Source organism: Virgibacillus necropolis, from assembly GCF_002224365.1.
Classification (GTDB): Bacteria; Bacillota; Bacilli; order Bacillales; family Amphibacillaceae; genus Virgibacillus_F; species Virgibacillus_F necropolis.
Window position 1 is genome coordinate 1652806 of record NZ_CP022437.1, and the last position, 12829, is coordinate 1665634.

Genomic DNA, 12829 nt, shown 5'->3' on the forward strand with positions numbered 1-12829 from the left:
AGTTTCCCGTAATAATTGGTCAAATGTAAACACCCTTTTTTGATTTATCTCAATCAAAAAAGGGTGTTTTTCAGTCTTATGGGCCATAAGGTAGTAGGAAAATAAATTCATTATAGGTCTTAGTGATGGTGAAAAAAGTAAATTAAACGAGATCTAAGGGTGAATGGAACTATATTTTTCAAAAGATTTAGCCAACTAAAACTTTTAGGGTAGTTTAACATAGGAACAACGATTCATTTTTTTATTTTGTTGAAAAATGCCTATACATAAACAGCGAGTCTATTAACTAATAAAAGCTTATATAACAACACTTGTCGTTATTTTTATTTCTCGATGAAATTGGCTGGTAGGACTTTTGCCTGTACAACAAAATACAAGAAACAGTGCTTATCTACTATTTTCTAAAAATTCTAATCAAATCCGACAATTTACGACACCTTTTTCGTTTCTATTACAGTATAGTTACAGCAACAACCAGAATAGTACAAACGGCACCGCTGCAGCTTTAGATCCTACACACTATTTCTTAGTAAAGGAGGCAAAGGGGTGTTTTTTATATTGTCTTTTATACATTATGTGTAAAGACAATTATCTTGACGGTATGTAATGCTTAGTTTCAAAATTCGAGAGGAGGAAGGAAATTGAGAAAAAAGAAACAACGTCAGGTTAGAGCCTTTAGTATTGCAGCATCATTACTGATGTCATTTTCGTTAATAGCACCAGGAATTGCAAGTGCTGAAACAAATGATAAATTGCACCGATCAGTAAATGATACCCAGGCTGTCACAAAAGTTAAGGTGAGCGATCGTTTGTTAGAAAAGTTTGAAAAGGATGATAAAGTAACATTCCTAATCAAATTTAAAGAAAAAGCAGACACCAAAAAAATTGCGAAAGAAGCAAAAGCAAGTGCTAAGTCAGCTAATCTAACTGCACAAAAGCTTGAGCTCATCCAACGTTCAGCTGTTGTCTCTGAATTAAAGGCGACATCTCTTGTTTCACAACAAGGTGTAAAACAATATCTTGAGCAAGAGGCTAAAAAAGGTAATGTAAAAGATATAAGGTCGTATTATATTGTGAATGGGATGGCTGTTACAGCGACGAAAGAGATCGCTCAAAAAGTCGCATCATTTGCTGAAGTGGAAAAGATTTTGCCAAACGAAACACGTCAATTATTTACAACAAAAACAAAAGACGCAAAAACACCTAAGTCGGAAGTGGCTAACGTTGAGTGGAACGTTAACCGTGTAGGAGCACCCCAAGTATGGGAAATGGGGTTTGATGGTACAGGCACAGTTGTAGCTAGTATTGACACAGGTGTTCAGTGGGATCATCCTGCTTTAAAAGAAAAATACCGTGGATATGATGCAGCAACTGGTGAGGTTAATCATGATTTCAACTGGTTTGATGCTACTGCAGGTGAATCAGAACCATATGACGATCAAGGACATGGAACACACACAATTGGAACAATGGTTGGTTCAGAGCCAGATGGATCTAATCAAATTGGAGTAGCGCCGGGAGCTAAATTTATAGCTGTAAAAGCATTTACAGCGGATGGTGGAACAGATGTTGATCTATTGGCTGCTGCTGAATGGATTTTAGCACCAACAGATGCAGAAGGTAATGCTCGGGTAGACTTGGCGCCTGATGTTGTTAATAACTCATGGGGTGGTGGTCCAGGGCTTGATGAGTGGTACCGAGATGTTGTAATAAACTGGAGAGCTGCTGACATTTTCCCTGAGTTCTCAGCTGGAAATACAACATTGTTTAATCCGGGTGGACCGGGATCAGTTGCTACACCAGCAAACTATCCAGAGTCTTTTGCAACTGGAGCCACAGATATAAATGACGTAGTTGCAGGTTTTTCACTACGTGGACCTTCGCCATATGATGAGGTTAAACCTGATATATCTGCACCTGGGGTGAATATTCGTTCATCTGTACCAGGAAGCGGATATGAAGGTGGCTGGAATGGAACGTCGATGGCAGGACCAGCCGTAGCAGGAGTGGCGGCACTGTTGCGTCAAGTGGATGCTAGTTTAACAGTTGATGAAATGGAAGAAATATTACTAAATTCTGCAACACCATTGACAGATGAAGAGTATCCAGAGTCTCCTAATAATGGGTACGGTTATGGATTAGTTAATGGATATGCGGCTGTTTCTTCAATTATAAGTGGCCTTGGAACTATAGAAGGGCAAGTGACTAAACAAGGAGAAGATACTGAAGCTCCGACATTTGAACATACTGCACCAACTGAAACGTATGCTGGAATGGATTTAGATTTAACTATACAAGTTAATGATGATATTAGTGTTTCATCGGTTGAATTAAAGTATCAAGATGCGAGTGGAGAGTGGCAAGTAGTTGAAGCTGCTCGTACATCGGGTGACTTTAAAGCTGGTGAATATCTAGCAACTATTCCTGGAAATCAAATTGATGGTGATTCCCTCACTTATAAGTGGACAATCAATGATTTCGGAAATAATGAAGTGAATAGTGAAGCGTATATTGTATCCGTTTTACAAGGTATTGCACCAGGTTATTCAGCAGACTTTGAAACTACCCCTGTTGGCTGGACTTCATTCGGAGAGAATAATAGTTGGGAGTGGGGAGCGCCAACGTCAGGACCAGGAAATGCGTCATCAGGCGAGAAAGTTTATGCAACTGGGCTTGATAGCGATTATGAAAGTGATACAAATGCTACACTTGTAATGCCACCAATTGATCTGCCAGAAGGAAATGCTTATCTACAATTCAATCAATGGTATGAGTTAGAAAACAATTATGATTACGGTCATGTTTTTGTTTCTACAGATCAAGAGGAATGGACCCAGGTCATGGAAATGAATGGTACAACGAGTGATTGGGAACTTGCTGAAGTTGATCTTTCAGAGTACAGTGGCCAGCGAATTTATGTTGGTTTCAATGTAACAACTGATGGAAGTGTTACGAGGGAAGGGCTTTACATTGATGATGTAGCGTTATCTGATACGTCAATAAACAGCAAGACAGCAATCAAGAAAAAGAAAGGCAATAACGGTAAAAAGAAAGGTCAGAGTAAGAGAAACAATGATCTTGGAATAATCAAAAGCAATGAAAAAGCTGGATTAAAAGAAAAGGTAGATCCGGATAAAATTCAACCGAACCTACCTGTAAAAGAAAATCCTCCCGTCGAAGAGGACACCATTAATCCTACACTTTTACCAATTGGTGCGCAAGTAAGTGTATTGGAAAGTGGACGATCCGTAAACACAAATCCAGAAGATGGGACCTATTCATTAACCCATGCTGCGGGCGAGTTTACCGTACAAGCATCATCATATGGATTTGAATCAGAACAACAATCTGTAACAGTCGAAAGAGATGGAGTTGCTCAAGCCAACTTCACATTGGACGAAATTCCACAAGCAACCGTTAGTGGAACAATTACTGACGAAGCAACAGGAACACCAATTGTAGGAGCAACACTATTACTTGTCGAAGACGCTAATATTGCACCTGTTGAAACAGATGAGGATGGAAACTATTCCATCATCGCATACGAAGGTACCTACACACTTAAAGTACTTGCACGAGATTATAAGAGCAAAGAAGTTGAAGTAACGATTGAAGAAGATCAAGAAGTTAATATCGCGCTTGAACCATTGTACACCTATCCTGGCGGTGAAATAGGATATGACGATGGAACAGCCGAAAATGCTCGGGCATTTTATGATGCAGGTAACGGCTGGGCTGTAAAAATGTCCTTACCAGAAGGCAAAGAATCGGCACTCGTCACAGATGGCGTATTTAAATTTTGGAATGAGGATTTTCCAGATCCAGGTGGAACAGCATTTGCAGTGGAAGTATGGGATGCTTCAGGCCCAGATGGACAACCTGGTAAGAAAATAGCTGGTCCAATAGACGGCGAAGCTATCCGTGATGAAACGGAGTGGACAGTTATTGATTTGGCAGAGCACAACATCATGGTTGAAGGAGACTTCTATATGGTGTATATCCAAACAGATCCGAATCCTGTTACTCCTGCTTTAGCAACGGATGAGAGTAGTCCAAATGCTGAACGTAGTTATCAATATGTTGGCGGGGCATGGTCACAATCACCCACTGCTGAAGGCAACTATATGATTCGTGCTCGTGTTAGTTATGAAGTAGATGCACCTGTCATCACTTCACCAGCTGAGGATAAAATAACAAATGAACCAAATATTACAGTTGAAGGTACTGCTTCACCTACAACTACTGTTCAATTAGTAAATAATGGTGAAGAAGTTGGAACTGCTGATGTTGGTGATGATGGCAACTTTGCTATTCCAACTGAGTTAACTGAAGGTGAAAATGAATTTAAAGCAGTATCATTGCTTAATGGAGCGCAAACTGGTGAATCTGCACCAGTAACAGTAACATTAGACACACAAGCACCTGAACTTACGATTGATAGTCCTCAAGATGGGGATAAAACAAATCGTGAAACAGTGACTGTTGAAGGTGCAGTTTCAGATGCTAATCTTGATTTTGTAGAAGTAAATGGTCAGCAGGCAAGTGTTACGGATGGAAGTTATTCCAAACGAATCCTGCTTGAAAATGGGGAAAATGAAATCCAAGTTGTTGCTCAGGATCTAGCAGGAAATTCAGAGACCCAAAGTGTAACGATTGAGGTAAAATACAACGCACCAGAAATCGAGAATCTAACACCTACCGAAGATAAAAGTCTTCAGGCTGGAGAAAGTGTGAGAATCGAGTTTGATAGTGAGCCAGGATTAGAGGCAACCTTTTTTATCCATATGCCACTGACAAATGCTAGCGCTAAAGTTGCTAATGCTACAGAATTACCGATGATGGAAACATCTGACGGACATTATGTAGGGTATTGGACAGCTACTAGCAATGTCAAAGCAGATGGAGCTGTTATTGAAGTAAAAGTTGTTGATAATTTTGAAAACGAAACACGAAAAACAGCTGAAGGGAAACTATTTATAAATCTTGACGAAGACTAACTAGAGTAACAATGTTAAATCGAAAGGCTGATTTCGTACGTATTGTTGCTTTTTCATTTTCACAGTTGATATAAAATGCGACGTAAGTGCTGGTTGATTTCCGCTGCGGGCAGTCGCGCACCTTAGGGCGGCTGGTGAGCCTCCTCGTGCTTTGCACTGCGGGGTCTCACCTATGCCTATCCTCCCGCAGGAGTCGACCGCCCTCCGCTCCAATCAACTGCCATAAATTGAAGGCTGTTTTTATAATAAAAGCAAGTAGTGCAAATAAATTGAAATTTTAAGCACAAACCCAGTGAAGGAAATCCACGTAGACTCCTGCGGGAAAGCGAAGACGATGAGACGCCGCAGAGAGCGTTCTTTGCGATCGAGGAGGCTCATCGCGAGCCCGCGGAAAGCGTAGTGGATTTCCTGAACGGTTACAGTGCAACGAATATGAATTTTAGTTACGTCGCATTCTATATCCAAAATCAACATTCTTTACAAAAACAGCCAATCGAAAAGACGTAGAGATTTGCCTCTACGTCTTTTGTATTTGGAAGAAACAAAACACTTTTCAAAAAATCGAATAGTATGTATAATAGTAAATGACAATAAAATATCGATTCTATCTTCGGGGCAGGGTGCAATTCCCGACCGGCGGTGATGAACGTATGTTGTTCTAAGTCCGTGACCCGCAATGCATTAAGCAGAGCGGTGGATCTGGTGAAATTCCAGAGCCGACAGTTAAAGTCTGGATGGGAGAAGATTATAGAGCTGAATTTAGGTGCCACGTGCGCCTGTATTTTCCTGTGAATATAATCCCTGAAGCCTTGATTAGGTTTTAGGGTTTTTTATATGAACCAAACAGGAAATAAGCTTATCCTTCATCACGAGATGTGAATCGATAAACAGATGGAGGAGGATAGATGATGCAAAAATCATCACGTTTATTAAAGTTAATTATTTTAGCACTGTTCGGAACTATTTCATTGTTATTATTTTTCTTGAACTTCCCGTTACCATTTTTACCACCGTACTTAAAAATTGATTTTAGTGAGGTACCAGCACTTATCGCCGCTTTAATTTTTTCACCACTTGCTGGAGTATTGGTAGAAGCAATAAAAAATATGCTTTACCTAATTGTATCTGGAGCAGGTGATCCTATTGGCGTAACGTCAAATTTCCTTGCGGGTGTTATGTTTATCGTACCAGTTTCTATGCTTTACCATAAGTATAAAGGTATGAAAAGTATTGTATCAGGATTAGTAACAGGAACCATCATTATGGCGATTGGTATGAGTGTATTAAATTATTTGGTCATTTTACCTTTGTATGCTTTGTTTATGGGATGGGGAGATATGACGGAAAGTGCGAAATGGATTGCCGTAATTGGAGGCATATTACCATTTAATATAATTAAAGGAATTGTTGTAGGAATGTTATTTGTTCCGTTATTTATAAAAATGCGTAGATGGATTGAACAAAAAAGAGCGAATTTGGCATGAAAATAGATGATGGGGGTAGCTTTTTATATTACTCCAAAGTACACTAAAAAAACCGCTTCCCATTATTAATGGGAAGCGGTTTTTCACTTTGTTAAGCTTCTTCTACTAATATTTTCGCTGTCGGCTCTACTTCTAACCGTTCTTCTGGAATTGGCTTCCCAGACACGACACTTTTACCATACGTACCTTTTTCTATTCGCTCTAATGCATCGTTTATGTCTTGTAGGCGATCTTCCTTAACTTGTTTTAATCCAGCGTCACGTTCCTGCTCAAATTGCTCTGTACCCATATCTGCTGGATGGTTATCATAATCAGCAAGTTCCCTTGCTGATTCATTTGGACCTTCTTGCTTATCTTTGTCCAATTGTTTTTCAACATCATTTTTCATTTCGAGTAATTTTTTCTTGAAATGTTCTAGCTTCTTGTCACCTAGCATGTTAACTCCCCTTCCAAAAGCCTTATTTATTTAGGTACTACTCCTATGGTGCACCTTGATAAACAAATGAGTTTTTCATTTTCATCTTCAATTTTAATTTCCCAAACCATGGTTGTCTTGCCAAGGTGTACAGGTGTTCCTTTTGCTGTAACGATACCGCTTCGCTTACTTTTAATGTGATTGGCGTTTATCTCAATACCAAAAACATTGAACGATTCAAGATCTACGTTCAAAGAGGCTCCAACACTAGCGGCAGTCTCAGCAAGCGCGACACTTGCACCACCATGTAAAAAACCCGCTGGTTGTTTTGTGCGATGATCTACTGGCATTGTCATGATAACTAGGTTTTTATCTAATGCTTTTACTTCAATTCCTAAGTTTCCAATTAACGTATTTGTATATTCCACCTGTGGTCACTCCTTAAAGAGGATGTTCAAAAGTCACCAAATGATAAATGGCGAATCTCTTCGTTACTTGAACACGAACTTAAAATAGTTTACTTAATAATAGGGAAATCCCCAATAATAAACCATAAATACTATTCGTTTTGCCAGTTAATACCATAGCGGGCATCATTTCGATCGGCTTTGTTTTTCCTTTAAATTTCTGGATCACAGTAATCGCCATTTTTACACTGATGAAAATAAGAATTGACCATACCGGTAGCATATCTACAACGATGTAATAAAGTGTTAAGCTATAAGCAATAATAAATAAAATACCTAAAAAGTTAATTGCCTTTTTTCTACCCAGGAGGATAGCGATTGTTTTACGACCATTTATCTTATCACCATCTAGATCACGAATATTGTTTGACAACATAATACACCCGATGAAGATGGCAACTGGAATTGAGATCCAAATAACTTCTGATGTAATCCGTAACGTTTGAATGTAATAGCTTATCCCAATAATCACAGTACCCATAAAAAAACCTGCAAACAGTTCTCCGAATGGTGTATACGCTATTGGAAATGGTCCACCAGTATATAAATATCCGAAAAGCATACATACTAAACCAATTACAGCAATCCACCAGCTAGATTCCATGCAAATAAAAAATCCTAACAAAGCGGCTATACCAAAGAAAATGAGAGCAAGACGTAGCACAGTTTTTGGTGCGATACCGTCTCGGACGATTGTTCCACCAATACCTACAGATTCCGCATTGTCTAGGCCCCGTTTGAAATCAAAGTATTCATTAAACATATTTGTTGCTGACTGAATGAGAATGGATGCGATCATCATGGCTAAAAATAGTACTACATGAAAGGAATCTTCATTTAGTGCAAGCATCGTTCCTACAAAAACAGGAACAAAAGAAGCAGTAAGTGTATGAGGACGTAGCAGTCGCCACCATATTTGAAATCCGGGCTTTTCTTTTAAGGCTTGTTTCGTTGAATCCATTGTTGTTCTCTCCTCTAATTATGGTACGATATCCACTTAAGTTTAGGCAATTCGCCATAGGGTGTCAATCGACAATATTTATATAATTGATGAAAAATAGTTCCTTCTCTTGTCTAGTTGCGTGGGCTAGCGGTTCGAGTCGTAGTCAAAAAACACTCCAAGCACGAAAGCCCGTGTGCTTTACGGTTTTCTTGACTACGCTTTTCACCGCTGAGCGAGCCCACTACACTTTTCTTGTCTAGTTGCGTGGGCTAGCGGTTCGAGTCGTAGTCAAAAACACTCCGAGCACAAAAGCCCGTGTGCTCTACGGTTTTCTTGACTACGCTTTTCACCGCTGAGCGAGCCCACTACACTTTTCTTGTCTAGTTGCGTGGGCTAGCGGTTCGAGTCGTAGTCAAAAAACACTCCGAGCACAAAAGCCCGTGTGCTCTACGGTTTTCTTAACTACGCTACTCACCGCTGAGCGAGCCCACTACACTTTTCTTGAGAAACAGGGAAAAAGAGAATAAAATAGAAATGTATGGACAAGTGTATCGTTTGACGGAGGTTTATATAGATGATTGAAACTAAGGAAAAATTAATCGAATCAATACTTAACAAAGGTATACAAAAAACAACAAGAACAAATCATATACAGTTGGTTAGTATTACAAAAAAAATAGATGCGATTGATCCCCTTCATTTTTTTGAAGCTGCAAAGCAATTGAAAGAGGATCGCACTTTTTGGTCAAGCACAGCTGAGGATTTCTTCATGATAGGTGTAGGAACTTCCTATAAAATAGAAGCTACAGATAATCGTTTTGGCGAAACAGATGAACAATGGCGAAGAGTGAAACAACAAGCTATTGTTTATGATCCTTATCAACAGCCAGGGACAGGATTAGTAGCAATGGGTGGAATGGCATTTGACCCTGGTAAAGACAGAACAGAACTATGGGAAAACTTTTCTGATAGCGAGTTCACTATTCCATCCTATATGTTAACAAAACATGGGAACAACCATTATTTTACAACAAATGTTCACGTATCAAAAAATGATCAAGTAGAAGATCTGGCAAATACTATCGACGAAAATTTCACTACGTTATTGAAGCAATCTGTAACTATGCCTGTAAATACAGTTATCATTGACAAAAATGAAATTGAACCCGAGAAGTGGAAACAAACAGTTGATGATGCGACTGATAAAATTAAAACGAGTAACGTCGAAAAGATTGTACTTTCAAGAGAGGTGCGGGTAAAGCTAAATCAGAAAGCAGAAATAGCAACCGTTTTACATGACTTATTAGCAACACAGACTAACAGCTATGTGTTTGCCTTTGAACATGGTGAAGATTGTTTTGTCGGTGCTACTCCTGAAAGGCTTATCAGAATAGAAAATGAACATTTACTCTCTACCTGTCTTGCTGGAACAGCTCCAAGAGGAAAGACAGTGGAAGAAGACAATGCACTAGCTAATCAATTGTTTAATGATAAAAAAAATCGCAGTGAGCATGACTTCGTTGTAAAAATGATTAGGAAGTCTATTAGCCCGTATTGTACAACGATAGAAGTACCAAATGAACCAACAATCTATCCATTAAAAAATTTGCAACATTTATTTACGCCGGTGACAGCAAAGGTAAAGCCTGATGTAAGTTTATTTGATATTATTAAACAGTTGCACCCAACACCTGCACTAGGTGGTGTACCTAGGCAGGAATCATTACAGTTTATTCGTGAATATGAACTAATGGATAGAGGATGGTATGGAGCACCTATTGGCTGGGTTGACCATAATAATAATGGTGAATTCGCTGTAGCAATTCGTTCTGGTTTAATACAAGGTGACGCGGCATCTTTGTTTGCTGGGTGTGGTGTGGTAAAAGATTCTGACCCTGAGGCAGAATACGAAGAAACGAATATCAAATTTCTACCGATGCTAACTGTTTTAGGGGGTTAATCATGAGTCATACGGAAGATTTAACACGTTATACTGCAAACTTTGTAGATGAATTGGTAAGAAGCGGTCTTACTGAAGTAGTCATTTCACCGGGATCAAGGTCAACCCCGCTGGCTATGACCATTGTAGAGCATCCTGGTATGAAACAATGGGTCATCATTGATGAGCGTTCAGCCGCATTTTTTGCATTGGGAATGGCCAAACAACTAAACCGACCAGTAGCAATTGTTTGCACATCTGGGACAGCCGCCGCAAATTATTTTCCAGCAATAGTAGAGGCTTATTATAGCCGAGTGCCATTAGTTGTATTAACAGCTGATCGCCCACATGAATTGCGAGATGTTGGAGCGCCACAGTCGATTGATCAGCTAAAGATGTATGGAGATTATGTAAAATGGTTTCACGAGATGGGATTGCCTGATGCTGATCCTAAGATGTTAAATTACGCAAGGAGTAAGGCATCCCGAGCAATTCATGTTGCAAACGAAGGAAATGCAGGCCCCGTACATGTAAATATACCGTTCAGAGAGCCGTTAATTCCTGATTTCACGTTAGAAAATGTGTGGGGGAATAAAGATAGCTCCATGCATTTTCCAACAATTGATGGAAAAAAGCGTGTAGATCATACACAGTTATCTTATTTGCTTGAAAAATTTGCTAATAAAAAGCGCGGACTTATCGTTTGTGGGCCGCAAACGAATAGAGATTTTGCGGAATCTGTTTCAGAACTAGCTTCTAAATGGCAAATACCAGTATTAGCCGATCCTTTATCACAAGTAAGAGCAGGACAACATCATAAGGATTTGGTTATCGAAGGGTATGATGCTTTTTTACGAAATGAAACTGTCCGCAAAAAAATGAAACCAGATTTCATTATTCGCTTTGGGGCCATGCCAGTTTCAAAACCGTATCTTTTTTACGTAAAAGATCACAAGGACGTTGAGCAATATATTGTGGAAGAACATAGTGGATATCGTGAGCCAGCAGGTAACCGGACCGAATTTATTTTTTCTGATTCACAGGGTCTATGTGAGGATCTTTTGGCGATGGACAAGGAAATGCTGTTTGATAAGGAATGGCTTGAAGACTGGCAACGAATGAATCAGACAGCGAAGAAATATTTAATTAATCCTACGCATACGGAGACAGTTACAGAGGGAGAAGCGGTAAAATGCTTAATGGAAGTTATTCCAGATGAAAGTTTTTTATACGTTGGAAATAGTATGGCAGTTCGCGATCTAGATACATTTTTTATGACAACACCAAAACAATTAGATGTACTAGCAAATCGTGGCGCGAACGGAATTGATGGAATGGTTTCGAGTGGTCTTGGTGCCGCAGCTAATGGTCAGCCAACGACATTACTTTTAGGTGACCTATCCTTTTTCCATGATATGAACGGTTTACTTGCTGCTAAGCATTACAAGATTAATTTAACGATTGTATTAATTAATAATGATGGTGGCGGGATTTTTTCATTCCTACCCCAACAACAGCAAAAAGATCAGTTTGAGTTATTATTTGGAACTGCACACGGCATTGACTTTTCACATGCAATTGAAATGTACGGAGGGAAACATCAAATTGTAACGAGTGAAAAGGATTTAGAAGACGTATTGTTTGCGAGTTACAAGCATGAGGGCTTATCTGTCGTAGAAGTGAAAACAGATCGAACAAGTAATATGGAATGGCACCGGGTGCAATGGAAACAAATTGAAACGGAGCTTTCAAATGGCGAGTGAAGGTAAAAGGTTTATAAACACTGATTCATCTGATTATTGGTGTGAAGTAAGCGGTCAAGGCGATCCAATACTGCTACTACATGGATTTACCGGAAATACTGCCACCTGGTCTAAGCTTGTTTCATTGTTAGAAAGAAACCATCAAGTTATTACCATCGATTTACCCGGACATGGGAAAACGAGAGTTGATTCACCAAAAACGATGATGGATTGTTGTCAGGATATAAAGTTAATTATCGAGCAGCTTGGTTACGAAAAGGTTAATCTACTTGGCTATTCCATGGGCGGGAGAACCGCATTGTCATTTGCGGTCACGTATCCTGAACTCGTCCGATCTCTTGTATTAGAAAGTGCTTCACCGGGACTTGAGCAGGAGGAGGATCGGATAGCTAGAATAAAAAACGATCAAAAACTGGCGGAACGAATTAGGACAGGGGGCCTTGAGTCCTTTGTTGACTTTTGGGGAAGTCTTCCACTTTTTGAATCGCAAAAGAAGCTACCAGATTTGATACAACAATCTATTCGTGAAGAACGGTTATCCCAGCATGAAGAAGGTTTGGTCATGTCTTTAACGTATATGGGAAACGGAGTGCAGCCATCTTGGTGGGATAATCTTAATTCCTTAACTATACCTGTTTTACTACTAGTTGGGGAATGGGATTTGAAATTTATTAATTTGAACGAAGCCATGCAGAATCGACTTCCAATCAGTAATTTAGTGATTGTAGAAAAAGCAGGCCATGCAATTCATGTGGAACAATCCGATTTTTTTGGTAAGATAGTAAGTGAGTTTATTTTAGACAAAAACTAACAAAGTACAT

Annotated in this window: 8 protein-coding genes and 1 riboswitch; of the genes, 5 read left to right on the forward strand and 3 right to left on the reverse strand. The window is 39.4% G+C overall.

Going from position 1 to position 12829, the window contains the following annotated elements:
* Positions 1-641 precede the first annotated feature (641 nt).
* Positions 642-4997 (forward strand): S8 family serine peptidase, encoded by a 4356-nt coding sequence (locus CFK40_RS07695; protein ID WP_319418036.1) that lies wholly within the window; start codon positions 642-644, stop codon positions 4995-4997.
* 602 nt (positions 4998-5599) lie between these two features.
* Positions 5600-5747: riboswitch (FMN riboswitch) on the forward strand.
* Positions 5748-5905: 158 nt separating this feature from the next.
* Entirely contained in the window at positions 5906-6481 is a 576-nt protein-coding gene (locus CFK40_RS07700) for an ECF transporter S component (RefSeq protein WP_089531756.1), read from the forward strand.
* A gap of 91 nt (positions 6482-6572) precedes the next feature.
* Here CFK40_RS07700 and CFK40_RS07705 read toward each other — a convergent pair whose 3' ends face one another.
* From CFK40_RS07705 to CFK40_RS07715, 3 genes are all read right to left on the reverse strand, one after another.
* Positions 6573-6917 (reverse strand): TraR/DksA C4-type zinc finger protein, encoded by a 345-nt coding sequence (locus tag CFK40_RS07705; RefSeq protein WP_089531757.1) that lies wholly within the window; start codon positions 6915-6917, stop codon positions 6573-6575.
* A gap of 26 nt (positions 6918-6943) precedes the next feature.
* A complete protein-coding gene (locus tag CFK40_RS07710; RefSeq protein ID WP_089531758.1) occupies positions 6944-7324 on the reverse strand; it encodes a hotdog fold thioesterase in 381 nt (126 codons plus the stop codon).
* A 79-nt stretch (positions 7325-7403) separates the two neighbouring features.
* A complete protein-coding gene (locus CFK40_RS07715; RefSeq protein WP_089531759.1) occupies positions 7404-8324 on the reverse strand; it encodes a 1,4-dihydroxy-2-naphthoate polyprenyltransferase in 921 nt (306 codons plus the stop codon).
* 556 nt (positions 8325-8880) lie between these two features.
* On the opposite strand from CFK40_RS07715, the gene CFK40_RS07720 reads away from it, so the two are divergent.
* Genes CFK40_RS07720 through menH form a run of 3 tightly spaced genes read left to right on the forward strand, consistent with a single transcriptional unit; the run spans position 8881 to position 12819 of the window.
* Positions 8881-10266: an isochorismate synthase gene (locus CFK40_RS07720; RefSeq protein ID WP_089531760.1), complete on the forward strand. Its 1386-nt coding sequence runs from the start codon at positions 8881-8883 to the stop codon at positions 10264-10266.
* A 2-nt stretch (positions 10267-10268) separates the two neighbouring features.
* Entirely contained in the window at positions 10269-12008 is a 1740-nt protein-coding gene (gene menD, locus CFK40_RS07725; protein ID WP_089531761.1) for a 2-succinyl-5-enolpyruvyl-6-hydroxy-3-cyclohexene-1-carboxylic-acid synthase, read from the forward strand.
* Positions 11998-12819, forward strand: a complete 822-nt coding sequence (gene menH / locus CFK40_RS07730; RefSeq protein WP_089531762.1) for a 2-succinyl-6-hydroxy-2,4-cyclohexadiene-1-carboxylate synthase — start codon at positions 11998-12000, stop codon at positions 12817-12819. The genes menD and menH overlap by 11 nt, the downstream gene beginning before the upstream one ends.
* Positions 12820-12829 lie beyond the last annotated feature (10 nt).